This window comes from Paenibacillus sp. FW104-T2 (assembly GCF_058789975.1).
Window position 1 is genome coordinate 70,978 of record NZ_JBYTCE010000008.1, and the last position, 26,453, is coordinate 97,430.

A 26,453-nucleotide genomic window follows, 5' to 3' on the forward strand; every position below is an offset into this window, starting at 1 on the left:
GTTCGATATGAGCAGCAGCTCTACAAAAAGTCACCATCTCATATTTCTAACTTCGTTGTCTCTCTTGGATTCTTATCGATTTTATGCAATCTGCACCAAAAGAGCATTACATCAAATTATAACATGAACTGGGCTGTAATTCCACATTCCAAGCCGCTATTGATTTAACAATCCTTCCATACAAACTCTGCCTCATACGTGACGAAAATACACAAAAACCCGAGCACAAACCCCTTCACTGTGTAAAACAGCTTACCAGGATGTACTCAGGTTTTTTTAAGTTGCTCCAACCGAAGAAAACTCAGTTGAATGTCGGTTCATTTGATTAGTCGATGATTTCAGCAGTGTCGCCGTTACGAGCGCCAGCAGCATTAGCTTCATCTGTGTCAATATGCATGTCCAATGCGAAAGAGTCAGATACACGAGCCAGTACATTTTCAAGTACCAGACCACGATCTCCGCCGAGGCGAACTTTCAGCATTTGTTTGTCTTCGATGCCCCATTTAGCAGCATCGGAAGTATGGAAGTGGATATGACGGGCAGCAACGATAACACCTTTATCAATCGTAACTTCACCAGCTGGTCCTTTGATCGTGATGCCAGGTGTACCTTCAATGCTTCCGGACTCGCGAACAGGTGCCTTAACGCCAATGGCGAAAGAGTCTGTCATCGAGATTTCCAGTTGTGTCTCAGGACGCACAGGTCCAAGGATACGCACTTTATCAAACTGTCCTTTGGAACCGATGACTGCAACTGTTTCGTTCGCAGCATATTGACCAGGTTGGGACAGAGGTTTAAACTCAGTCAATTCGTAGCCTTTACCAAACAAAATTTCAACGTGCTCTTGGGATACATGAATGTGACGGGCAGATACGCCCACTGGTACTGTTTTACTCATCGTGAATTTCACTCCTTGTTTATCTGTGGCCTACGATTAGGCTCTTAACAATCCAATGGTATTATACCCCTTTTTGACGTGAAATGAAAACGAACTGCTGAAAATTCATGAAATACACTTATTTCACAATCAATAATATCCTTAATCTGTAAAACAATCTGTATTGAGTGCAGTGCTATCGCTGGTTTAATTGGTGTTTATTACAAATTCCCTTCAGGCAGATGTTTACCAAGATAACTCATAGCATTATCCCACAGCCAGCCGCGTACCAGCTTCTCGTCGTAATGTTGGAGAAGGGTTTCGATCAGCCTCGGATACTGGCCTGTGTGTTCAAGATCTTGAATGTATGTAGGTATTCCATCAAAATCTGAGCCCATCATCAGGTGCTTCTCCCCACCAAGCGAACAGATCTGTTCAATATGAGGCAGCAAATGTTCGATTCTAACTACTCCCTCCTGCTTCACAAACCAGGGAACAAACGTTAGCCCAATTCGCCCTTCCCGTGCAATGATAGCCCGGATCTGGTCATCCTTCAGATTACGGACATTTGGACAAACCGTATAGCTGTTGGAATGCGAAGCAATAAACGGGCGCTCACTCAGCTCAGCCAGCTCCCAGAATCCCTTCTCCGTGAGATGTGACACATCCAGCAGCATGCCAATCCGGTTACAAAGGCGGACCAGCTCCCTGCCCCTCTCGGTCAATCCGGCTCCGCGCTTCTCCAACACACCATCAGCTGCCCAGTTGGCATAATTCCAGGTGAGCCCTGCTATCCTTACTCCCATTTGGTAACATAGCTCTAGATAAAACAGGTTCCCCTCGAGTCCGTCTACACCTTCTAGCGTCAGCAGACCCCAAGGATTAGCCGTTTGACCGACCTCACCAACCTGTTCCCGCCATAATAATTTGTTTACGCCCCCAAGCCGTTCAGGGCTTTTCTCCACACGTGTGCGGTATACTTCCAGCTGACCAACCACATGTTCAAACTTGCCCCTGCCGAGCACTTCAGGCAAGTAAATGGCAAATGCCTGCAGACCCACATTCCCTTGCTTCATCCGCTCCAGATTGACATCCAGTGTTGAACCATCTTCGAAGGACAGTTTAGATTCCATTAACATTTTGCTGAGCGCGTCACAGTGAAAATCGGCTACTTGCCACTTGGTCATGATTAACCCTCCTATGTAAACCCTGTTCTTATTAAGCCTATAGACGAATGCAAAAAAACCTGTCTACTCTGTAAACAGGTTCAATGCATGATCACATGTATTATCTGGGCTCCACAATCAGCTTAATGGCCGTTCGATCCTCACCGTCTATCACAATGTCTGTAAAAGCTGGAATACAAATCAAGTCAACTCCGCTTGGTGCTACAAATCCCCGGGCTATCGCTACCGCTTTAATGGCTTGGTTCAGTGCTCCCGCTCCAATGGCCTGCAGTTCAGCATTTCCACGTTCACGAAGAACTCCTGCAAGTGCGCCGGCTACGGAATTGGGATTGGACTTTGCTGAAACTTTTAATACTTCCATGGTAAGTACCTCCCTGGGAATGTTGAATGTTTGTTTCCACTTACTAGATGTTATTCGCGGGAGGTAAAAAAATTCCTTCTTTTTAGACGGGTTTCCTTGCAAAATGGGACAATACCCCTATTCCATGCGCCACTCGTCTTCCATCAGGCGGATTTTTTCAATTTTAGTTGCTGCACCTGTGGACTCGTCAATTTCAACGAATACACCGTGGAAATGCCACTTGCCGTCATCAACGACAAAGCGTACCGGCAGCTGAGTGTAAAATTTTCGCAGTACTGCCTCACGCTCCATACCGAGAATTCCATCTCGCGGCCCCACCATGCCCGCATCCGTCAAGTATGCTGTCCCACCAGGTAGAATCCGGTCATCATTGCTTTGTACATGTGTATGTGTACCTACGACCAGTGACGCACGCCCATCCAGATGCCAGCCCATGGCAATCTTCTCGGAAGTCGCCTCGGCATGCATATCGACCAGAATGCATTTATGATCCCGGCGCAGCTCATCCACAATCTCATCCGCAACGCGGAATGGGCAATCAAGTGCGGGCAAAAAGGTACGACCCTGCAAATTCACGATCGCTAGCTCCTTGCCTTCACCTTTGACCACCGTGTATCCTCTGCCTGGTGTTCCTGGTGGAAAGTTGGCAGGTCGGATCATGCGTGGTTCGTCATCTATAAAATCAAAAATGTCCTTATTGTCCCAGGTATGGTTGCCAAGCGTAATCCCGTGCACACCCCAGTTGAAAAATTCATTGGCAATAGCCCCCGTGATTCCACGGCCAGCTGCTGCATTTTCTCCATTTACAATAACCAGATGTGGTTTATATTTTGTCTTCAGATATGGCAAGTTCTCCTTCAAAGCCTTACGTCCTACATTACCCACAATATCACCGATAAACAGCACTTTCATTGCATTGCCTCCTTAATTCCCCGCAAGCTTAGCTTGGTATAACCAGCATCACATCTTTGCGGGCATCCCTAACCCATTAGTTCGTTCTACCAAGCCCATTGCCGGGCTTTCAACAGGAAAAGTGGCCCACTACAGCGGCCACTTTTCCTTAAAGCTCTATTTAGCGTATTCAACCGCCCGGGTTTCCCGGATGACGGTGACTTTGATATGACCCGGATAATCGAGCTCATTCTCGATCATCTTCGTAATGTCACGTGCGAGACGGAATGCTTCCGCATCGTCGATTTTTTCAGGCTGCACCATAACGCGAACTTCGCGTCCAGCTTGAATGGCATACGATTTCTCGACACCTTCGAACGATTCCGAAATCTCTTCCAGTTTCTCCAGTCGTTTGATATACGTCTCCAGTGTTTCGCGGCGTGCACCCGGTCTTGCTGCAGACAGTGCATCTGCTGCGCCAACCAGCATGGCAATGACCGAAGTTGCTTCGCAATCCCCGTGATGGGACGCGATACTGTTGATTACTACCGGATGTTCTTTGTATTTCTTCGCCAGCTCCACGCCGATTTCAACGTGTGATCCTTCCACTTCGTGATCCAGCGCTTTACCAATGTCATGCAGTAGACCTGCACGTCTTGCAAGTGTAATATCTTCTCCGAGTTCGCCAGCCATCAGTCCAGCCAGATAAGCGACCTCCATCGAATGCTTCAAGACGTTTTGACCGTAACTTGTACGGAACTTCAACCGGCCCAGTATTTTGATCAGATCCGGATGCAGACCATGTACACCCACTTCAAAGGTAGCTTGCTCACCATATTCACGGATGCGCTCGTCCACTTCTTTGCGGGATTTCTCCACCATCTCTTCAATGCGTGCCGGGTGAATGCGTCCGTCAGCCACCAATTTCTCGAGGGCAGTACGGGCAATCTCACGACGGATCGGGTCAAAGCCCGACAGAATAACTGCTTCTGGCGTATCATCGATAATAAGGTCAATCCCCGTAAGGGTTTCAAGTGCACGGATGTTACGTCCTTCACGACCGATAATCCGGCCTTTCATTTCTTCGTTAGGCAAAGTGACAACAGATACCGTTGTCTCTGCCACATGGTCAGCCGCACAACGCTGAATGGCAAGGGTAATAATTTCGCGGGATTTCTTGTCCGCTTCTTCCTTCGCCTGCTGTTCAATGTCCTTGATCATTTGAGCCGTCTCATGACGAACTTCCTGTTCTACGTTGGACAGTATGATACTGCGTGCATCTTCCATGGTGAGGTTGGATATACGCTCCAGCTCCGTCACCTGATTTTTGTAGATCATTTCGATCTGCTGCTGTGTCTCATCAATACGTTTCTCTTTGTTGGCCACTTGCTCTTCTTTACGTTCGAGTGATTCCATCTTTTTATCCAGCGACTCTTCTTTTTGCAACAATCGTCTTTCTTGTCGTTGAATTTCGTTCCGACGTTCACGAGTGTCTTTTTCAGCTTCGGCCCGAATGCGATGAATCTCATCCTTTGCTTCCAGCACCGTCTCTTTCTTCTGTGCTTCTGCCTCTTTCTTCGCGTTCTCAACGATCTGTACGGCAGCTTGTTCCGCACTGGAGATTTTAGCCTCTGCAAGAGATTTGCGAATAAAATATCCGACTCCGAACCCAATAACGAGCGCGGCCACAACGAGAACGATCGTGATTGCAATGTCCATACTGTTCACCTCCTCGTTGGTTCCTCCAAGGCACTCCTTGGGTCAATTTGCTGTTTTCAAACTTACATATGTTTGGGAATAACGATACCTACGGCGATCCCCCGCCGATTTTCATTTCAAGTGTACATGTTACCACGTACTATTCGCTGCCTTCAGCGAATCCATAATCATGAAGGGTAAATCCTAAGAAACCGAAACCGCTTTTTTGGAAGGAAAAAGGGTTGTCCATTTCTTACAGACTCATGTCCATTTTAGTATTTGACGAAAGAAATTGTCAAGAGAATGCAGTACACTGTGTAGTCTCTGCTAATCCCATGGTAACAACTCGTCATCTTCAGAATCTTCGACTTCATCTTCTTCAATTAAACAATTCACAACTTTACGTACCATATCCATAGGAAAACCGCGTCTCATCAAGAAGGGAAGCGTTTTGCGTTTCTTCTCTGCAACGTCCCCTTTGACTTGGTTCCACTTCTTTCGCCCTGCGGTCAAAGCTGTCTCAAACTCCACATCCGCATCCACGCCTTCAAGCGCTTCAACGATGAGCTCATTGGCAATGCCCTTTTGGCGCAGCTCTTGCCTTATCCACAGTTTTCCCTTCCTCTGGCCTGTCATACGCTGCCTTGTCCATTCCTTCGCAAACCCTTCATCGTCCACAAGCTTCTCCTGCTCAAGCCGATCCAGCACTTCTTCAATTAATGGTGCGGCGAACTCTTTCTGACGAAGTCGCTGGCTTAATTCATGCCTTGTACGCTGTTTGTGCTCTAAGTAGCGCAATGCCTGAACATAGGTTTGCTGCCGCTCATCCGCTACTATGATCTCTTCGAGATCTTTCTTTACAAATGTGTTGCCCCGGGTCATTCGATATTTGATCATTACATCTTCCAGAACCGTAATCGAGTACATACCGAACGTGATCCGGTACCGGGCCTGCCTGCTTTTTGTTCGCTCTACCCGTGTAATGATAAGTTCTTCGTTATCCGGGAATTGGGAGATCCCCTCCAGTTCTGCTGTTTCGTACAAATCATCATCATGTTGATCCATTCAGGTCTCTCCCTCCTTTTTGTTTTTGTTCAACTCTTATCTTTCTAATTATGAAATACCCATCTACTTAAAGAAAACGGCAGATCAAAATGCAAAAAGCCGGGATTCCAACCCGGCACCAGCTCACTCCATAAATAAATGTGCTAACAGCCCCTGTCCAATGGACAGGAGCTGTTAGACAGCGCGAGAAAACGCGCCGTCTCCCCTAGCAGGATCGGATTAAATTCATTCACCCCAATCCGGGAAGTCCAGTATGCAAACACCTTCTGGAGCCTCCCGGCAAGGAAGAATTACTCGTTAATCTCAAACAATTCTTGTTCTTCTGCTTCTTCTTTTTGTTGATCTTCGCTCGTTGGAGCTGGAACTACCGTCGTCAGATTGCTCGCTTCACGAATTTTTTGCTCGATCACTTGAGCGATCTCTTTATGTTCTTTCATGAACTGCTTCGCATTTTCACGACCTTGGCCTAGACGTTCGCCTTCGTAAGAATACCAAGCACCACTTTTATTAACGATATCGAGTTCTGTACCAATATCAATGATACTGCCCTCTCTGGAGATACCTTCACCATACATGATATCTACTTCTGCTTGTTTGAACGGTGGTGCAACTTTATTTTTGACAACCTTCACACGGGTACGGTTCCCGATGATGTCATTACCTGATTTAATACTCTCAATACGGCGAACATCCAAACGAACTGTAGAGTAGAATTTCAGGGCACGTCCACCAGGCGTTGTCTCAGGGTTACCAAACATTACGCCAACTTTTTCACGAAGCTGGTTGATAAAGATGGCAATGGTTTTGGATTTGCTGATTGCACCAGACAATTTACGCAACGCTTGAGACATTAGACGTGCTTGCAAACCAACGTGGGAATCCCCCATTTCGCCTTCGATCTCAGCTTTTGGTACCAAGGCAGCAACAGAGTCAACAACGATAATGTCAACAGCACCACTGCGCACAAGTGCTTCAGCAATTTCCAATGCTTGTTCACCCGTATCCGGCTGGGACAAAAGCAATTCATCAATGTTAACACCCAGTTTACTAGCATACGTTGGATCAAGAGCATGCTCGGCATCGATAAATGCAGCTTGTCCACCGACTTTTTGCACTTCAGCAATCGCATGCAATGCTACAGTTGTTTTACCTGAAGATTCAGGTCCATATATTTCAACAATCCGGCCTTTAGGCAAGCCGCCTGTTCCAAGTGCTATATCCAGAGCCAAAGATCCGCTGGGTATGATTTCCACTTGCATGTGAGTTGACTCACCCAGTTTCATGATAGATCCTTTACCAAATTGCTTCTCTATTTGACGGAGCGCCATATCAAGCGCGGCACGACGGTCTGACAATATGCTCACACCCTTTACTGTTTATAAGATAATGATACCTTGTTTTAACACGTTTGCCAAGCTTTTTTTCGAACATACATTCGTTTTTTTGTAAGGCCGAGGCGCCTCTTCCTGGGCAAAACTTGCAATGAAACAGAAAAAAGAACCGCAAACAAGGCAAAATGCCTAATTCTACGGTTCTTCCGTCTGCTTTGATTATACTTGATTATCCCTGTAAAAGCAATTCAAGGTATACCTAGTCCATCGCGACAAGTTTGCGCCATAAACGGTATAAAATAGCCTTGGTCGAACGGATGCGGACTGTCTCCCGATTACCGTTGATACGCAATTCGTGAATCTCCGTCTCTTTTCCCCGCTCAGCAAGAGCGATAAAAACCAGACCTGGTGGCTTACGCTCAGAGTAACCTGGACCTGCTACTCCTGTAACCGCCAGACCAAAATCCGAATCACCGATCATCCGTACCTGCTCGGCTAATACTTTAGCAACTTCAGGGCTCACAGCCCCGGGAGCATCTTCACCCTCCAGATAGTCATGAGGAACATTCAGCAGCTTTTCCTTTATCTCGTTGGAATAACATACAATTCCGCCTTTGAGCATGGAAGCACTGCCAGGAACCGAAGTCAGACTCTGCATGACAAGCCCTCCTGTACAGCTCTCAGCGGCGCTCAAGGTCAGACCCATATCAGCCATCATCGTTACAATTGTGTACTCTATAGGCACATCCTCGTTCGCGTAGAGGTGTTCAGGCAACCGTTCCCGAATGAGTACCTCCATGGCATCCAGCTTCTGCTTGGCCTCATTCTCACTCGGCGCCTTGGTGGACACCCGTACCGTTACTTCTCCCTCACTTGCATAAGGTGCAATCGTAGGGTCGGTTTGGCTATCAATCAGGTCGAGCAGACGGTCTTCCAATGCCGACTCACCGATCCCGGCAAATTTCAGCATTTTCGAATAAATTGGCATTTCTTTCGTAAGAACATGTTGGAACAACCAAGGTTTGACCTCCTGCTCAAACATGGGGATCAGTTCTTTCGGGGGGCCAGGCATGACAATATAATGCTTCCCGTTATCCGAGATGGCATTACCTGCGGCAAGGCCTGTTTCATTAGCGAGCGGGGTCCCTCCTTCAACCACGATGGCTTGACGTCGGTTATTCTCCGTCATCTCCACATTGCGATCCCTGAAGAAGCTTTCGATTTTATCCATTGCCATCCGATCAATATGTAGGCCGCGTCCCAACACTGCTGCTATGGCATCCTTGGTTAGATCATCCTGTGTAGGCCCGATACCGCCTGAGAACAAAATGACATCAGCTCGCCCTTGGGCAATTCGAATCGCTTCACTGAGACGATTCAGATTGTCCCCTACCACAGTTTGAAAATAAACGTCAATCCCGATAGCAGCCAATTCACGGGATAAATATCTGGCATTCGTATTAACGATCTGTCCGAGCAGCAACTCTGTTCCGACTGCAATAATTTCTGCCTTCATTCAGCATCCTCCTGTACACAATGTGAGTGATCAAAGGGCAATAGGATGTTTTCCTATTGCCCTTTGCGCAAGCTGTTCTTCATAAATTACCCGTTTTACCTTAAACTTTTACGCTTTTGATAAATTAAGCAAATTTTTGTTTTTGATGAAATAATCAATGCCAGACCAAATCGTTATGATCGCTGCGGCCCAAACGGCTATAACATCAACATGAATCCCTGTATATGAGAACGGGAAGTTGTTAAGCAGAAGCAAGACGATGGCTACAATTTGCACCACTGTTTTCAGCTTGCCCCAGTTGCTGGCCGCCACAACTGACCCATCCAGCAAAGCAATTTGGCGAAGCCCGGTAACTGCAAACTCCCTGCTGATAATGACGACAGCAATCCAAGAGTCCAGTTTACCCATTTCAACAAGTGAAATGAGCACGGCAGTCACCAGCAGCTTGTCTGCCAGCGGGTCGAGCAATTTGCCTAAATTAGTGACCATATTGTTTTTCCGCGCCAGGTAACCGTCAATGCCATCCGTACTGGCTGCAATAATGAAAATAATGGCAGCGATCAGCTGATTATACGGAAGTGAGAAACTTCCAATCTGCAAAGGCTCCGGATAAAATGGAAAGTCCACAAGCAGAAACACCATTAAAAAAGGGATTAAGCAAATTCGTGCAAGCGTAATCCGGTTGGGTAAATTCACAAGACGCCCTCCCTCTTATCCTCCAATACTCCAAACAATCATCTTAATCCCGTATCCATCATCCGGATGTGAACACTGTAAAATTCACTGAGTACATCACTGCACTCATATGTAAAAACGCAAAAAATAAAGTCAACCGTTCAAACGCAAAATCGTCTAAAACGTCCCGGCGACCTTCATAAGATGTACTGCTTTTCACAAAGTCAGCAAAACGGTGATGACTGGGCTTTATGCTTGATTGCTAGCAATGCACACTTAGTATAATATACGCCAATTGCAGTGTCAAAACACGTTTCACGCAACAAAATGGGCGTAACAAACTTATTTGAAATTGGTATATTGCAAATCAAGAGGCAAATTGGCACCATTCAAAAGCTGCATTACGGCTTGCAAATCATTTTTACTCTTACCAGTTACCCGGAGCTGATCCCCTTGAATCTGGCTCTTCACTTTCATTTTGGAATCACGAATCAGAATATTGATCTTTTTCGCGACATCCTGGTCAATCCCCTGTTTAAAACTCAGACGCTGGCGCACGGTCCCGGATGAAGCTGGCTCCACTTTGCCATAGTCAATGTTCTTGAGGGGCAGATTCCGCTTCGCCATTTTTGATTGAAGTACATCAATGACAGCCTTAAGCTTGGTCTCATCGTCGGATACTATTGTCAACGCATCCTTGTCCAGTTTCAAGCTGCTTTTGCTGCCTTTAAAATCGTATCGTGTGCTGATTTCCTTTTCCGTCTGTGTAACGGCATTCGTTAATTCCTGCAAGTCCATTTTGGACACGATATCGAACGAATTTTCTGAGCTCAATCTGGTCACCCTTTCAATTAATCATTGGTTCTGTGTAACATTATAGAGGATTCGCCCCGGAAAAGTCTAATTTTGAAGGGAAAAATAAACGAAAAAGCATTTTTAGCCACCGCTTTTTGCAGTAGCCAAAAATGCTTTAACGCGCAGCAGTCTAATATCGGCTGCGGTTGGGCTGTCTGAACATGTCGAGCACACCCAAAACGATATGCGCAAGTCCAAAGCCCAGAATTCCGTAACCCCAAGCGCTTGGAGTCAAATAATAACCCAGGAGGCTGACAATGATTCCTAAACCTGTGACGATCCAGCTGACTGTCATAGCCATCCACCTCGCTTTACCGAAAGTTAACTGCTAGTGAAGACAAACTTATTGTCCCCCGCAATTAATGCCCTTATTCGCCGCCTGTGGCAGAGCCTTCGGTTCCTGCATCGGAGCCTTCGACAGAGCTCGCATTCGTGCCGGTAGACGCACCTGTACTTTCGTCTCCCAATTGGAGACGAATCCGGTTGGTGGCCTTACCATCCGTTACGACTTGACCACCAACTTCAATGGTCGTAGCCGCAGCATATCCAGATTTAATGTACAAGCCGGTACTATCCAGATCAAACGACATACTGTCTCCATCGGCTGTCATACCAAATTGCAGTTTTTCTCCGCTTGAATTTTCACCTTTATACACTTCCAGCCAGCTCTGACCTGAAGCATTAATGGTAACCTTGACCGGTTGACCTGCACTTCCGTTTACTTTGAAATTTGTAATATTACCGGATTTACCATCTTCAGCAACCGTTACAGTCCCAGCATTATCTGCAGGCTCTTGATCTTCGGTGTCATCCGGGGTTTGTTCGTCCGTCTGACCTTCGGTACCCTCACCGGTCACGTCGGTCCCCCCACCATTGCCGCCTGCTTCTCCTTCTGCCTGACCGGTTTCTTGTCCTCCAGATTCGTTATCCGGTGGAGTGGACGCTTGACCATTGTCCGTCGTCTCATCCGGTTGATCATTAGGCGTTTGCTGACTATCTGTAATTTTGGTTTGGTCGACGCCTTGTGTATCCGCATCATCTCTGTTCATGACCACATAAACGTACAGCAAGGCAACAATTAGAATAGGAAATGTCCACATTAACGCTACAGACATCCATCGATTGCTGCGCTCTACAGGTCGACTCGAACGTTTTTGAATCACGGGCTCCATGGTTGCTTCCGTTTCCTCTGCCGGTACATCTTTCTTGTGTCCCTCCAGCAGCTCATCAGGGTTTAGTCCCACCGTCTCCGCATAGGTTTTAATGAAAGCTCGCACATAGAAGCTGCCAGGAAGCACTTTATAGTCCCCAGCCTCTATTGCTTCCAAATACCTCTTGCGAATTTTAGTCATTTCCTGTACATCGTCGAGACTCATCCCTTTTTGCAGCCGGGCCTCTCTTAACTGCTGACCCAGTTCAGACATGCTATCTCCTCCTTATGTTTATCTTTTTCTCTTTGGTTGTTGCTATCTATTCCATGATTCCGTACGGAGCATTACAGTTCGTCGGTGTAACTAGCCGTAAACGTATCATAAATAATTTCCTCATTCGGATTGTTGCGAAGTTCAATAATGATATCAAAATCGTTATAGTCATATTCTGATTCCTGCACAAAAATATCAGGATGCTCAATGACCTTGGTACTCGGCATCGTCATAATGTCCTGCAACAGATTATAATGCCGTTCACTGGAACGAATCGTACTTACAATACCATCAATGATGAAGACATTGTTTGGGTTCATTTCGTCCTCGGAGAGTTGGCTTCTTATCGTTTGACGAAGCAAAGTAGACGAAACAAATGTCCATCGTTTCATCGCGCACACGCTACCGGCGATAATGGATTCCGTTTTTCCGACACGAGGCATGCCCCGAAGGCCAATCACCTGATTGCCTTCCCTTTTAAATACTTCACCCAAAAAGTCCACGAGTAACCCAAGTTCGTCGCGTGTGAAACGAAAAGTTTTGCGATCGTCCGAGTCGCGGTCAATGTAACGGCCATGACGCACAGCCAAGATGTCGACCAATTTGGGTTGGCGCAGAGCGGAAACCGTAATGCTGTTCACCTTTGCAAGCATTTCACCCAGCAAACGAATCTTCTCATCGTCGTCGGATTCAAGCAGCATTCCTCTTGTTTTGCCTTCAACGCCATTAATGGTCAATATATTTACTTCAAGCATCCCCAGCATGGAGGCAATGTCCCCCAACAAACCGGGTCTGTTCTTATGTATTTTATATTCCATATACCATTGTTTAGATTCCATTTAAACACCCCGTAATGCAATATTCCACATTGTTCGACAGCAACAGATCGTGCCCGAAGGACACCGAACTGAGACATCTTCTAAAAATGGGTCACGTTAATGATATATAAAAAGAAAATGAATTACAAGAACAGGTCTGTAATCATTAGAGAAAAGCCCCCTTGCGGGAGCTTTCCATCGGTGGATCTTATGCGTTTTGTTTGGCCAATTTGACCATCAGGCGCGCAATCGTACGACGCTCTTCGGCATCGCCGACATCCCATATTTCCTTCAATGCCCGGTTGGAATGGTTCGCTGGATCCACTTTCTCATCCAGAAAGTCACCAATCTCATACGCAAGTTTGTTGATGGTATCTTCACTCATCCCCATCTTCTCTGCTTGCTGTACGCGATCACCCAAGAACTTTTTCCATGTGTCAAAACTGCTGAGCACCGTTTTTTCTGTTGACATGATAAATCCTCCTTAGCTGTCGCATGAGATTTAAAATCAACAGTTGTAATATGTGCCTATCGAGCAATTAATATTCAGGATAAATTATCCACCGAGCCTTAACCCACCAAACTGCCAATCTTCAGGTAAGCCAGCCGCCATTCGGGCTAATGATCTGGCCATTGATATATCCGGATTCCGGCAGCGCGAGAAAATAAACAAGAGAGGAAATTTCATCAGGCTGCGCAAGTCTCCCGGCTGGAATTTCCTCCTCCAGCATTTTCAGTTCATCCTGATCCAGATGATTCAGCATGGAGGTCTGAACGGCTCCTGGGGCAACTGCATTTACAGTAACACCGGAAGGTGCAAGCTCTTTCGCAAGAGCTTTTGTAAAGGCATTTACGCCCCCTTTCGTGGTGGAGTACAGGACCTCACAAGATGCACCTGATAACCCCCAGATGGAGGATACGTTAATGATTCGTCCGTATCGCTGTGAAATCATGTGAGGCATCATGATCTGAGTACACAAAAATGTGCCTTTCAAATTAATGGCCATCACTTCATCCCATATTTCATCAGTCACGTCGGACAACAACCCATAATGCGATATGCCTGCGTTATTTACCAGAATGTCAGGCAATAATCCATGAGACTCCAATTTTTCACGCATACGCTCAATTTGTTCCCGGCTGCGAAGATCTGCGGACACCGTCATGACTTTGCCGCTGCCCTTTTCCATGCACCTTCTCGCCGCTTCGTTGGCTGCCTCATGGGATTTCATGTAGTGAATAACCACGTTCATACCCACCATTGCAAACCGTTCTGCAATAGCTGCTCCTATACCTCCGCTTGCTCCAGTAACGAGTACTGTCATGTCTCCAATCGGCTTCATTTGTCCGGTTCCCCTCTCCATATTACGGACTCACGACAAGCGATACAGCCAGTTGTTCCCAGCGAATATGCTCTTCCAGTCTGCGATTTACTTCTTCCAATGTGATTGATTCATATATGGGAATCATGTTGAAAAAATCACCGCCACGGAACTGCTCACGCGTAAATTCATGTGCAATATTCTCTGGTGAATTAAGCATGCGCAAATATCCCCCGATTTTCTTTTTGCGTGCACGCTCAAAGTCCGAAGCTTCGAATCCCTTTTTAACAATAGCATCAACCTCTTCCCGTATGCGGGCCAGCAATAGATCCGGGTCTTTAGTATCACCACCAACAACAGAGAATGCATACTGCGGTGAACTAATGTATTCATGTCCGAAGCTATCCGAGATGAGATCTTCATCATACAGTTTTTGAAATAGGGCCGTGCTAGCGCCAAACAGAAGATCCAGCATCAATTTGGTCGTCATATCACGCCGGAGCAGGTCTTCCCCCGAGAATCCAACATCCGTTTCCTTAAAGCCAAATAAACACTTGGGCAATGAAACCGCGAGCCGTGCTTCCCTCCTGGCCTCCACAACCCCAGCAGGCTCCTGTTCAAATATCCGTTTGATTTCACCTTGAGGTTCGTAGTTTTTCTCCGCCTGGTTCGAACGAACCATATCCATGACTTCTTGAGGTTCTACTCCACCCACAACAAATAAAAGCATATTGCTTGGATGATAAAACGTATTGTAACACGTATACAGCGTTTCTTTGGTTATCGTGCCGATCGATTCCACCGTTCCCGCAATATCGATATGGACTGGGTGTTTTTGGTACATTGCTTCAATCAATCCAAAATACACACGCCAGTCCGGATTATCGGCATACATATTAATTTCTTGTGCAATAATGCCTTTTTCCTTGTCCACATTCTGGTCCGTAAAATAAGGATTTTGCACAAAGTTGACTAATGTTTGTATATTTTCATTCACATGTTCTGTCGCAGAAAACAAATATACAGTTTGGTCGAAACTCGTAAATGCATTGGCAGATGCCCCATTGGATGCAAAAGTTGCAAAAATATCACCTGTCGGCTCCTCAAACATTTTATGTTCCAGAAAATGAGCGATACCGTCGGGAACCTGAACTTCTTCCTGACCTTTCACCTGAAAATGATTGTCCACAGAGCCGTATTTGGTTGCAAACGTGGCAAACGTTTTTTGGAATCCGGGTTTAGGCAATACATAGACATGAAGCCCATTATCCATGACTTCGTAATACAGCGTTTCCTGCAAATGTTCGTAATGTATGCTCTCCACCAGTTATTCTCCCTTCTCATCCCGCAAGAAGTAGATCGTGTCCAGACGGAATTGCTCTGCCGCCTCACGAACGTTTTCTTTGCTGATTTGCTCAACCTGAGCGAGCAGCTCGTCAGCGGTCCGCTCCTTACCCGATAACTGACGATTAAAGTCATACGCAATCATCTCAAAAGCCGAATCCTGCATTTCTTTGAGCAGATTGCGAATCATTGCTTTGGTCTGGGACATTTCCAGATCACTAATATTTCCATTTTTCATTTCATCTAACTGCTGCTTGATGATACTAACGGCTTTTTCATAATTCGGTATTTCAATCCCGGATTGAATCGTTGCAATGCCTTTGTGTCCGTCATACCGGGAGGAAGCATAGTAGGCCAGACTCTCCTTTTCACGAACATTAACGAACAATTTGGAATGCGGATATCCTCCAAGAATGCCGTTGTACATTAATGCTGCTGCATACTGCGGGTCGCCATACGTAATGGACGTGCGAAGTCCCATATTCAGTTTACCTTGGTTAACATTTAGTCGTTCAACGACCGTCTCCACTTCTTTGTCACCGCGGACAGCCTGGTTTGTCACATAGTTAGAGGAATGGGCACGATTTACATCGAAGTGTTTTTGAACTAGACTCTCCACTTCTTCGAGCGTCGTGTCGCCTACGACATACAGATCCATGCTGGCCTGCTGCAGCCACGTCTGATAAGCGGTCGTTAACACATCGGGTTCGATTCCCGGCAGATCCTGACGTTTCCCTAACGGATGCAAGCGGTAAGGCTCATTTTTACACATTTCCTCGATACTTCGCTCTGCCGCATAACGCATTTTATCATTAACAACCGACTCCAGCTGTTTGCGGACGGTCTCACGTTCTGAATGCACATAGGCCTTTCTGAAATGCCCATCTTCCATGGCCGGGCGAGTAAGTACCTCCCCCAAAAATGCAAAGGAACGGTCCAAAAGCTGCTCATCCCCGCCTACAAAGGAATCATTAATCGTGTCCATCCGGAACTGTACAATCTGATAGTCTCCACGCTTGTATACGTCAAAACCAAAACCAGCTCCATACAAATGCTCCAACTGTTCACGAAACTCCGTTGTTTCAGGATAAGACTGGGTACCACGACGGAGCACAAATGGCGTAAGCGCTACTTTGGTGACTGTTTCTTCCTGCAGCGGGACTCCTGCATACAACGAAATGGCAAAAGTCTTGAAACGTTTAGTGGGCAATACATGGATGCGAAACTCCTTTTGACTGCCCCGTTCAAATCCTGATGTATTCAAATGTCAAAACCCCTTTACGGCGTCATTTGTTAGGCAATATTTCAGTAACTCTCAAGTGCAACAACCATTTTAACCCATGCAAAAGGCAAGAAGCAACCGAAGACGCGTCTTCTGGTTGCTTCCAACATCATCACATACAAAAGATATGCTGCCCGATTGTTTTCACCTGAGGACGGGTCCAGATCCATTTGGAAGTAGCCGTCTTGGGATTGAAGTAATACAGGCAGCCGCCGGATGGGTCCCAGCCATTCATTGCCTGCTCAACCGCTTTACGGGCCTGAGCATTGGGTTCCAGATAGATCTGCCCGTCAGCTACAGCGGTAAATGCACCGGGCTGGAAAATGACGCCGGATGGTGTATTTGGAAAACTCGGTGATTTAACGCGGTTCAATATGACTGCTGCTACAGCAACCTGACCTTCAAAGGGTTCCCCCCGGGATTCGCCATATACTGCATTGGCCATGATCTTAATTTCATTCTCAGATAAGCCCATGGAATTGGCGGAACCCATATTGTCCTGCTCTTTGTTTGCATTATCAGTTTTGTCCGTACCCTGGCCTGACGATTCCTTGTGCAGTGGAGGCTCGGTCGGGGACCATTGTTTAGTTGCATTGTACAATCTCAGTTTAGTTTTAGCGCCAACCACGCCATCCGCTTTCATACCGAATTCAGATTGAAACCACTTTACGGATTTTAGCGTGCTGCTGCCAAAGTTACTATCGATTTTACCATTGTAAAAACCTAAGTACTTCAGTCTGCCTTGTAGCTCGTATACATCCTGCCCATAACTTCCATATTGCACGGTGTTGCTGCTGAAGGTGGGCAGCGATTTCTCTTCCACCTGGGAAGGATTTGGTTTGGATTCTTGGGTTGCCGAATGGTCAGGGAGCAAATAACGAATTCCCAATGCAGACATCAGCAAGATCGCAGTGAAAAGCCATATGTTCATTTTTCGCATCGACTGTGCTCTACCTTTCTCTTGTGGGATTAACAGAATCGCTAACGTTATTATGACAAGCCTGCTTGCTTCCTATGCACCAAATCATCCGATCATTGGACAACATGGCAAAACCTCAACGATCCTCAACAACAAAAAAGCCCCCAACTTATTGTCAGGGGCATGCATAGATACTTTTCTTCATGGTACTTAAGAACTTATTTTGTTTTGTTGATATTGTTCCAGCGAAATTAGAACCTCCCTAGGCTTACTGCCCTCATACGGGCCAATAACGCCACGAGCCTCCATTGAGTCGATCAGACGTGCAGCGCGAGTATAACCTACACGCATGCGCCGCTGAAGCAAGGATACGGAAGCTTGCTTCGCTTCCAATATAATTTGCACAGCCTGCTCGTACAGTTCATCCTGTACTTCATCTGCCGCTTGAACGGAGTCATCGACTTCAGGAACAATTGATTCATCGTACTGGGCTTCGCCTTGTCCACGCACATAATTAACAATATTCTCAACTTCTTCATCACTCATGAAAGCTCCCTGCACCCGTACAGGCTTGGAAGCCCCCATTGGCATGAACAGCATATCGCCGCGACCCAGCAATTTCTCGGCTCCACCCATATCTAGGATCGTCCGGGAGTCCACCTGTGAAGACACACCGAATGCGATCCGGGAAGGGATATTGGCTTTGATGACACCTGTAATGACATCTACGGAAGGCCGCTGCGTGGCGATTATGAGATGGATTCCGGCTGCACGCGCCATTTGCGCAAGACGGGCAATGGCATCTTCCACATCCCCGGCTGCAACCATCATCAGATCCGCAAGCTCGTCCACAATAACAACGATGTATGGCAACACGGCTGCCGGGTTATCCTTCATCAGGTTGTTGTAACCTTCGACGTTCCGTGTACCCGATTTGGAGAACAGCTCATACCTTTTCTCCATCTCGACCACAATCTTTTTGAGGGCCAGCGAGGCTCTCTTGGGATCCGTAACTACCGGAGCCATCAGATGAGGAATGCCATTGTATACATTAAGCTCAACCATTTTCGGGTCGACCATCAAAAATTTAACTTCATCCGGTTTCGCTTTGTACAGAATACTTGTGATAATCCCGTTAATACATACCGATTTACCAGAACCCGTAGCACCTGCAACAAGCAAATGGGGCATACGAGCAAGGTTGCCGATGATGGTCTGACCGGAAATATCCCGTCCAAATGCAATAGTCACTTTGGATTCTGCATCCTGAAACGTGGATGTTTCCATAACCTCACGCATCGTTACAACGGAAACTTCACCGTTAGGCACTTCAATACCGATTGCTGATTTACCCGGAATTGGTGCTTCCATCCGAATATCCTTGGCCGCTAATGCCAGTGCAATATCATCTGTCAAACTTACAATTCGGCTAACTTTTACACCTATATCCGGCTGAATCTCATAACGCGTAACTGCTGGTCCTCTAACAACTTCAAGCACTTTCGCCCGCACACCGAAGCTTTCCAATGTGGCTTCAAGCTTCCGGGCAGTTTGCATATAATCTTTTTGATCCCCACCCTTACCGCCGTTATTAGGCTTAGCAAGCAGGCGGAACGAAGGGAGTTTATATGGCTTCGGAGGTGGTGGAGGCGGTTTAACAGGCTCCATCTCCTGCCCCTCAACACCTTGACCGCCTATCACCGAAGATGAATCATTTAACCCAACAGCTTGTCCTTCCGTGCTGTTCTCCATCTCACTCAGGTCATCAGCACCCGCCTCGTTTACAGGCCAATCCGCTCCATCTACCAGTTCATCACTAATTTTAATCGGAATGTCGTCTTCCTGGCGGGAATCTGAAATGTCCTCAGGAAACGGATACGCATCGTCCAAATCGTCATCCTTTACATGATCCTCTGATCTGACGTGTTCGAAGAAATCACGAATAATCGGAGCTGAACTGGTTTTCGGTGCAGCCGTCCTGCCAGCAGAGGCTGAAACATCTGAGACAAATGATGGCTCTTCATTCCATGATTCTTCGAAATGATCCGGCTCAGCGCGATATAACACTTGCTCTGCTGCCGTTGGCTGCTCCTGCTCCATCTCTCGGTCTGATCTGGTTGTCTCCCGATCCGCACCCCACTTACCAAACAATTGAAAGAAAATGGGTGCTTTCCGCTTGGGAAGATGCATTTCTTCCAAGTCATCCTCTTCATCCTCTTCAATATCTGCCGGAATAGGCACCACTTTACGTGCTGCTCCACCTTTTTTTCCCGAGGATGTTGCTGCAGTTCGTGCGGATGGTCTGGACTCCAGCTTTTTGTAGATCGAACTGCCGGCATCCCATACCTTGGTTCTGAATATACGCACCAGATCGACATAGGAGAGGTTCGTGATCAGCATGAAACTGATAATAAACATCACAATCATGATCAAACGCGCGCCCAGACTGCCGAACAGCCACAGGAACAGAGCAAACTGAGCAGCCCCAATGTAGCCGCCACTTATGTCCTTATTCAACATGGAATCACGTTCATCTGGGGCAGGCTGAAGCAGTTCGGTCTGCATATCATTATGTACTTGTGTAATAACCGCTCCAGGCTCGAGAGCACCCACAGGGATAAGCTTCTGATGCATTGCAGATACGGTACTCATTAACGTTAACGCAAACACCAGAAGAACAAGTCCGGTCTTGCGAGTAGTCCAACCGCTTGGCCACTTTCGATGAATCATAACCATCAAACCGTAGTAGATCCCGACCAGCGGAATGGCAAAATAGAACTTCCCTAGCATTAATCCGAACATTTTGGATAGTGAACGTCCTACTGTTGCTTCTCCAGATAGAGCGATAACCGCCAGAGTAATGAGCACAATACCATAGATTTCATATTTTAAAACGCCGCTGAACGCAGCGCCTTTTTTCTTCTTCTTTTTTCTTCTGGCCAAAATCAGGTCACCCCCAGAAGAATATTATACCATACAAATATAATCCGTACATATGTTCTTTTCTTGCCCTATTTGTCTTTTTTCGTCATGTTATGTTGGTCCCGCGTTACCTGAAAGAGAAACTTTGGAGCCAGGCATATTGGCGGGATCAAGGTACGCTTCTAGCGGGCAGTCAAGCAGACGCACGATAACAGCTTCGCTCTCACTAACCGGTCTGATCTGCATCAATAAACCGTTGATTTTGACTTCACGCGTATCCTCCCCTTCATTCCACATCCCCGACCAGAGATGCTCTGGCGGCATTACAGTATACATGGTCATTGTGTAAGCCCTCCTGCCTGCAGGGTCTGTCTCTTGTCTCCCATAAGTTTGTTCAGCTGGGCAATGGCTTGTCCAATACCACCAACCGCATTCATTAATCCGTATTTGACTGCATCAGCACTCCCAACGGCAGTACCGATATCCCGGTTTAATTCCCCTGTCTTAAACATAAGTTCTTTGAACATGTCCTCCGAAATATTTGAATGCGTGGTGACAAAGCGAACAACTCGTTCCTGCATTTTCTCCATATATTCAAATGTTTGAGGAACACCAATGACTAGTCCGTTCATCCGGATGGGATGGATCGTCATTGTTGCACTTCCGGCAATCAATGAATAAGTGGAAGCTACTGCGATAGGAACCCCTATGCTGTGTCCACCCCCTATAACAACGGTAACGGTAGGCTTGCTCAGAGAAGCAATCATCTCGGCAATGGCGAGCCCTGCCTCCACGTCTCCTCCCACGGTGTTCAGAATGATCAGGATGCCTTCAATCCGGGGATTCTGTTCAGCAGCAACCAATTGAGGGATAATATGCTCGTACTTCGTGGTTTTGTTTTGCGGAGGCAGAATCAAGTGACCTTCGACCTGTCCAATAATCGTCATACAGAAAATATTGGACTCTCCTGCAGGTGACTGAGTCTGTCCGAACTGCTGGATGGCCTCTGTAACGGGAGCCAATCCTTTGTCATCTTGTGCAGGCATGCCTGGTGTCTCTGTCTCGGGTTGATTCGACTTGGATGTCTGTTTGCCATTTATATACTCACTCATTAGATTAATCCCCTTCCCCATAACCATTTTAATGTATTCCTTAGTATGGGGAATTTCCCAGTCTACTTATACCCAATGAGTTACCAAAAATCCCTCACACCCTCCATGAATCCAATCTGTAAAAAAACAAAAAAAGCCCCTGATCTACGAGGAACCGTCCAATATTACTCGTAGATCAGGGGCGACTGTGTGCCTGAATATATGATTTTAATGTATTTTAAACTTCCATGATAATTGGCAAAATCATCGGTCTGCGACGAGTTTGCTCATACAGGAAGCGTCCCAGTGCGTCTTTTACATTCGTTTTGAGTGAAGCCCATTCGTTTACGTTCTCACTCATCAACTTTTGCAGAGTGCTGCTGACAATACGGTTGGCTTCATCAAGCAATCCTTCGGATTCCCGTACGTATACAAATCCACGGGAGATGATATCCGGACCGGATACAATTTTACCATCCTGTTTGCTCAGAGTAACTACAACGACAAGAATACCATCTTGGGATAACAGTTTGCGATCACGCAATACGATGTTACCTACATCGCCTACACCCAATCCGTCGATCAGTACGTTGCCTGCAGTAACTTTACCAGCCTTGCGTGCTGCTCCGCCTTGAATCTCAACCACTTCACCAATATCTGTGATGAAGATGTTATCAGGGTCGATACCTACAGATTCAGCAAGAACGGCGTGGCGGCGCTGCATACGGAACTCCCCGTGAATTGGCAGGAAGAATTTAGGCTTCATCAGGTTAAGCATCAGTTTGAGCTCTTCCTGGCTACCGTGTCCGGATACGTGTACACCGCTGTTCGCACCACTATAATGCACATTAGCTCCGAGACGGAACAGTTCATCAATGGTACGGCCCACATACTTCTCATTACCTGGTACCGGTGTTGCTGCGATAATAACTGTGTCTCCAGGAAGAATGTCTACTTTACGATGAGTAGAACGAGCCATCCGAGTCAATGCAGACATTGGCTCGCCTTGACTTCCTGTGCAGAGAATAACAACACGGTCAGCAGCCATTTTACCTACTTCTTCAGGTTCAATGATCATGCCGTCCGGAATATCCAGATAGCCCAGATCCGAAGCAATACCTACAACATTCACCATGCTGCGTCCAATGACAGCCACTTTGCGGCCAGTCACTTCTGCTGCATTAATGACCTGTTGGATCCGGTGTACGTTGGAAGCAAAGGTAGCCACAACAACGCGCTGGCTCGCTTTACGGAAGATATCTTCCAGAACGATACCAACATTTTTCTCGGAAGGCGTAAAGCCTGGTTTCTCGGCATTGGTACTGTCAGACAAAAGCGCAAGCACGCCATTCGTACCGATCTGTGCCATACGTTGAAGATCCGCATATTGACCATTGACTGGTGTGTGGTCGAATTTGAAGTCACCTGTGTGAACTACAGCACCTTCTGGTGTTTCAACACATACACCAACGGAATCCGGAATACTATGGTTAGTAGCAAAGAAAGTTGCTTTCAATACCGATCCAAGTTGGATCTCGGAATCAGCATCAATCAGAATGCGTTTTGTTTCACCCAGCAAATTGGCTTCTTTGAGCTTGTTTTCCACCAGTCCGAGTGTCAGCTTGGTTCCGTATACAGGAACGTTAAGGTGTTTCAGAACATACGGCAATCCACCGATATGATCTTCGTGACCGTGAGTCAAAATGATACCTCTTACTTTGTCACGGTTCTCAGTCAAGTACGAAATGTCAGGAATGACAATGTCAATTCCGAGCATATCTTCTTCAGGGAATTTAAGGCCAGCATCTACGACTACAATGTCGTTAGCGTATTGGATGACATACATATTTTTACCAATCTCGCCTACGCCGCCCAGTGCAAAAATCATCAGTTTATCGTTATTATTTTTCTTAGACAAATGAATCTGAACCTCCTATGGTAGTTGGACGTCGTACCTTATTATTTTATTTATTGTAAGTTAAAAAAGTAATCTCCACATGACAAACCAATAGATAGGCATGTATGCAAAAGAACACCTTTATTCACGATATTTGGAAGAAGTTCTTCGAAGTAATTCCCCTTCACCAACAAGTTGGATTTGAAATGATTCCTTCTTAGCCGTTCCTTCCCTTTTCACCGCAAAGCCACATCTCGAAACGATGTCGCTTTCAATTTCAAAAAAATACCGCACCCAGTCACTTGACATCATTATACATGATTAAAAACAAAAAAAACAAGTCACTCTGTCGTTGAGCCCTAGGTTTCCCTTTATCAGCAAGGTTGAAACAACCCAAAAAAGCGAAAAAAGAACCGCTTCTTCTTTCGCAGAAGAGCGGTTCCTGTCTGTTTAAAATAGGTTACCACAATTGATAAATTCAAGACATGTGCCTGCTATTCATTAAACAAGGCACGGATAAAGCCCTGCTCGTCTTCGGTTGGAGCAATGAGCGGTAGACGTACAGAACCCACATTTATCCCACGTAACGTCAGTGCATATTTCACTGCAACCGGGTTCGGCAAAGGCTGAGGACACTCAAACAAACCTTTGAACACCGGGAAAAGCTGCTGATGCAACCTCGTTGCCTTTTGAGTGTCTCCGGCGACAAAGGAATCAATCATCTGCTTCATCTCTGAACCAACCACATGGCTCGCGACGCTAACAATGCCGTATGCGCCTACCGTGATCGCTGGTAAGCCTGACGCATCGTCTCCCGTATATACTTTAAAGTGATCGGGTGCACCTGCAGCGACGAGAGTCACATGCTCCAAAGAAGCACATTCTTTTGTAGCCACGATATTCGGTATCTGAGCCAGGCGAAGCGTTGTGGCCGCAGACAAGCAGGCCGAGGTACGCCCTGGTACGTTATATAGCATCACAGGCAGTTTGGTTGAGCTCGCGATGGCTTCAAAATGTTGGAACATGCCTTCCTGGCTTGGTTTGTTGTAATAAGGAACGACCAAAAGGACCCCATCCACGCCGACACGTTCAGCTTCTTGAGTCAGATGGATCGAATGGGCAGTATTGTTAGACCCTGTTCCGGCAATGATTTTGCATCTTCCTGCAGCATGCTTTACTGCAAACTCAAAAAGCTGCACCTTCTCACTGTCGCTAAGTGTAGGAGATTCACCGGTCGTACCGGACACCACAAGTGCTTCAGATTTTTGATCTGCAATTAAATAGTCTATAAGCCTTGCAGCTTCCTCCCAATGAATCTCCCCCTGTTCGTTGAACGGAGTGACCATTGCTGTAATCAATCTTCCAAAGTCCAATTCGATTTCCTCCTTCAAAACAGGTCTGGCTCCGATCGCTTCTATTTACAGATGAAGTTCGAATGAGGTATGAAGCGCCCTCAGGGCCTGAACCATATCTTCTTTTTTTACAAGTACCCAGATGGTTGTGTTCGAATCTGCCGATTGCAAAATCTGAATGTCAGCCAGTGTTAACGATTCAACGATTCTTGCCATGATGCCAGGCACACCGTTAATTCCACCGCCGATCACCGAAACTTTGGCACAGCCGGACAGACTTTGAGGTTTAAGACCAATCTCTTGCAATACTTGAATTGCTTTTTCAGAGTCACTGTCAAATACCGTATAGACGACTCCTGAAGGGGTAACATTAATAAAATCAACACTAATCGAATTTTCAGCCATGGTTTTGAAGACTTTCAGCTGCAGCCGATCTGCGCCTCCAGGTACATCTACTGTGATTTGGGTAACATTGCTAACGTAAGCAATCCCCGTCACATAACGATCTACTATGCCTGTCTGCACATCCTGGAAGCCTTCCGGATGGGTAACAAGGGTTCCTTCGCTGTCTGCAAAAGTGGAACGCACACGTACAGGAATTTGCGATTGCATTGCAATTTCAACTGCTCGGGGGTGAATAACCTTGGCCCCATGATGCGCCATATTACAGATCTCCGCATAACTCACCACAGTTAACGGACGTGCATCCTCTACAATTCGCGGATCGGCAGTCAGAATGCCGTTTACATCCGTATAGATATCCACCATCTCTGCATGAAGAGCAGCCCCAAGTGCCGTCGCTGATGTATCACTACCCCCACGGCCTAAAGTGGTAAAGTCCCCGCTCTCTGTCTGCCCTTGGAAACCAGTAACAATAACAACACGATTTTTTTGAAGCTCCTCCAGCACACGAACAGGACGGACATCCAAAATCCGGGCATTCCCGAAATTGTCGTCCGTCACAAAGCCTGCCTGCGCACCAGTCAGTACAGTTGTGGGAATGTTTTCATGTTCCAGAAGACTGCTGAGCGTTGTAGCTGATATGATTTCACCGCAGCACAACAATAAATCCTTTTCACGTGCAGACAGCGAATTACCATTTTGTGCAGCCCAGTCGAGCAGTGTATCTGTAGCATAAGGTTCACCCCTGCGGCCCATAGCGGACACAACAATGACAAGACTAAGTCCTGCCTCAAGTTCACGTTTAATATGACGGAGCACGTGCTCTCTCGCCTGAACTGTAGAGAGTGACGTGCCTCCAAATTTCTGTACCATGATACGCATCTTAATTCCTCCATTTGTGTACGCAAGAAGACTGGACACGGTCAAATCAACAAATGGATCAACCCAGGGAGCGTTCCGATGCAATAAATTCAGCAATGATTACGACATTATATGCCGTTTTTCCTCTGTAGATTGCTCAAAGCAATTCACAAACTGAAGCTCGGTTATCACCGATCACGACATGCATATCTTCATGAACGCATCCCGCTTGCGATCATTTCACTGCAAGCAGGAATGCCCTTCAACGACAGGAACGCGTACACAGAAAGCTGTTAAACTTCCGACATATCGTCCCCCATGATTTTCTTTGTCTACCCTAACCAAGTTCAATTCTTCATGCGT

Annotated in this window: 24 protein-coding genes; all 24 read right to left on the reverse strand. The window is 46.5% G+C overall.

The features are described 5' to 3' along the window. Positions 1–325 precede the first annotated feature (325 nt). Positions 326–898: a phosphate propanoyltransferase gene (gene pduL, locus AC3WQ3_RS12235; RefSeq protein ID WP_017689107.1), complete on the reverse strand. Its 573-nt coding sequence runs from the start codon at positions 896–898 to the stop codon at positions 326–328. Positions 899–1,098: 200 nt separating this feature from the next. Then, the gene (locus AC3WQ3_RS12240; protein WP_492472411.1) at positions 1,099–2,064 is read right to left on the reverse strand and encodes a dipeptidase; all 966 of its coding nucleotides are present in this window, start codon (positions 2,062–2,064) and stop codon (positions 1,099–1,101) included. Between the two features lie 100 nt (positions 2,065–2,164). Next, entirely contained in the window at positions 2,165–2,425 is a 261-nt protein-coding gene (locus AC3WQ3_RS12245) for a stage V sporulation protein S (protein ID WP_019005392.1), read from the reverse strand. 117 nt (positions 2,426–2,542) lie between these two features. Next, a complete protein-coding gene (locus AC3WQ3_RS12250; RefSeq protein WP_492472412.1) occupies positions 2,543–3,337 on the reverse strand; it encodes a TIGR00282 family metallophosphoesterase in 795 nt (264 codons plus the stop codon). A gap of 156 nt (positions 3,338–3,493) precedes the next feature. After that, positions 3,494–5,035 carry a ribonuclease Y gene (rny, locus tag AC3WQ3_RS12255; protein WP_127536218.1) on the reverse strand — a complete coding sequence of 514 codons (1,542 nt, stop codon included), beginning with the start codon at positions 5,033–5,035 and terminating at the stop codon, positions 3,494–3,496. A 306-nt stretch (positions 5,036–5,341) separates the two neighbouring features. Continuing rightward, on the reverse strand, positions 5,342–6,079 hold the full coding sequence (locus tag AC3WQ3_RS12260; protein ID WP_492472413.1) for a regulatory protein RecX: 738 nt from the start codon (positions 6,077–6,079) through the stop codon (positions 5,342–5,344). A gap of 290 nt (positions 6,080–6,369) precedes the next feature. Beyond that, positions 6,370–7,434 carry a recombinase RecA gene (gene recA, locus AC3WQ3_RS12265; protein ID WP_095287695.1) on the reverse strand — a complete coding sequence of 355 codons (1,065 nt, stop codon included), beginning with the start codon at positions 7,432–7,434 and terminating at the stop codon, positions 6,370–6,372. Between the two features lie 235 nt (positions 7,435–7,669). After that, positions 7,670–8,926, reverse strand: coding sequence for a competence/damage-inducible protein A (locus AC3WQ3_RS12270; protein ID WP_336779661.1), 1,257 nt, complete (start codon positions 8,924–8,926; stop codon positions 7,670–7,672). A gap of 108 nt (positions 8,927–9,034) precedes the next feature. Beyond that, the gene (gene pgsA / locus AC3WQ3_RS12275; RefSeq protein WP_336779660.1) at positions 9,035–9,622 is read right to left on the reverse strand and encodes a CDP-diacylglycerol--glycerol-3-phosphate 3-phosphatidyltransferase; all 588 of its coding nucleotides are present in this window, start codon (positions 9,620–9,622) and stop codon (positions 9,035–9,037) included. Between the two features lie 321 nt (positions 9,623–9,943). Further along, the gene (locus tag AC3WQ3_RS12280) at positions 9,944–10,435 is read right to left on the reverse strand and encodes a YajQ family cyclic di-GMP-binding protein (protein WP_153978042.1); all 492 of its coding nucleotides are present in this window, start codon (positions 10,433–10,435) and stop codon (positions 9,944–9,946) included. 151 nt (positions 10,436–10,586) lie between these two features. After that, positions 10,587–10,751 carry a hypothetical protein gene (locus AC3WQ3_RS12285; protein WP_336779659.1) on the reverse strand — a complete coding sequence of 55 codons (165 nt, stop codon included), beginning with the start codon at positions 10,749–10,751 and terminating at the stop codon, positions 10,587–10,589. A gap of 73 nt (positions 10,752–10,824) precedes the next feature. Next, positions 10,825–11,880, reverse strand: coding sequence for a RodZ domain-containing protein (locus AC3WQ3_RS12290; RefSeq protein WP_492472414.1), 1,056 nt, complete (start codon positions 11,878–11,880; stop codon positions 10,825–10,827). 71 nt (positions 11,881–11,951) lie between these two features. Beyond that, the gene (locus AC3WQ3_RS12295; RefSeq protein WP_095287700.1) at positions 11,952–12,719 is read right to left on the reverse strand and encodes a DUF3388 domain-containing protein; all 768 of its coding nucleotides are present in this window, start codon (positions 12,717–12,719) and stop codon (positions 11,952–11,954) included. Between the two features lie 187 nt (positions 12,720–12,906). Next, on the reverse strand, positions 12,907–13,170 hold the full coding sequence (locus AC3WQ3_RS12300; protein WP_095287701.1) for a DUF3243 domain-containing protein: 264 nt from the start codon (positions 13,168–13,170) through the stop codon (positions 12,907–12,909). Between the two features lie 121 nt (positions 13,171–13,291). After that, entirely contained in the window at positions 13,292–14,041 is a 750-nt protein-coding gene (ymfI, locus tag AC3WQ3_RS12305; RefSeq protein WP_397332215.1) for an elongation factor P 5-aminopentanone reductase, read from the reverse strand. Positions 14,042–14,063: 22 nt separating this feature from the next. Further along, positions 14,064–15,344 carry an EF-P 5-aminopentanol modification-associated protein YfmH gene (gene yfmH, locus AC3WQ3_RS12310; protein ID WP_492472415.1) on the reverse strand — a complete coding sequence of 427 codons (1,281 nt, stop codon included), beginning with the start codon at positions 15,342–15,344 and terminating at the stop codon, positions 14,064–14,066. Between the two features lie 3 nt (positions 15,345–15,347). Continuing rightward, the gene (yfmF, locus tag AC3WQ3_RS12315) at positions 15,348–16,628 is read right to left on the reverse strand and encodes an EF-P 5-aminopentanol modification-associated protein YfmF (RefSeq protein ID WP_492472416.1); all 1,281 of its coding nucleotides are present in this window, start codon (positions 16,626–16,628) and stop codon (positions 15,348–15,350) included. Between the two features lie 130 nt (positions 16,629–16,758). Beyond that, positions 16,759–17,586, reverse strand: coding sequence for a spore cortex-lytic enzyme (gene sleB, locus AC3WQ3_RS12320; protein WP_154893568.1), 828 nt, complete (start codon positions 17,584–17,586; stop codon positions 16,759–16,761). A gap of 189 nt (positions 17,587–17,775) precedes the next feature. Then, positions 17,776–20,508, reverse strand: coding sequence for an FtsK/SpoIIIE family DNA translocase (locus AC3WQ3_RS12325; protein ID WP_336779655.1), 2,733 nt, complete (start codon positions 20,506–20,508; stop codon positions 17,776–17,778). 90 nt (positions 20,509–20,598) lie between these two features. Next, positions 20,599–20,829, reverse strand: a complete 231-nt coding sequence (locus tag AC3WQ3_RS12330; RefSeq protein ID WP_336779654.1) for a YlzJ-like family protein — start codon at positions 20,827–20,829, stop codon at positions 20,599–20,601. Beyond that, positions 20,826–21,599, reverse strand: a complete 774-nt coding sequence (locus AC3WQ3_RS12335; RefSeq protein ID WP_419719972.1) for a ClpP family protease — start codon at positions 21,597–21,599, stop codon at positions 20,826–20,828. The genes AC3WQ3_RS12330 and AC3WQ3_RS12335 overlap by 4 nt, the downstream gene beginning before the upstream one ends. Before the next feature lie 217 nt (positions 21,600–21,816). Further along, positions 21,817–23,496: a ribonuclease J gene (locus tag AC3WQ3_RS12340; protein ID WP_095287708.1), complete on the reverse strand. Its 1,680-nt coding sequence runs from the start codon at positions 23,494–23,496 to the stop codon at positions 21,817–21,819. Positions 23,497–23,969: 473 nt separating this feature from the next. Then, entirely contained in the window at positions 23,970–24,848 is an 879-nt protein-coding gene (dapA, locus tag AC3WQ3_RS12345; RefSeq protein ID WP_336779653.1) for a 4-hydroxy-tetrahydrodipicolinate synthase, read from the reverse strand. A 45-nt stretch (positions 24,849–24,893) separates the two neighbouring features. Beyond that, positions 24,894–26,111: an aspartate kinase gene (gene dapG, locus AC3WQ3_RS12350; protein ID WP_095358586.1), complete on the reverse strand. Its 1,218-nt coding sequence runs from the start codon at positions 26,109–26,111 to the stop codon at positions 24,894–24,896. Positions 26,112–26,453 lie beyond the last annotated feature (342 nt).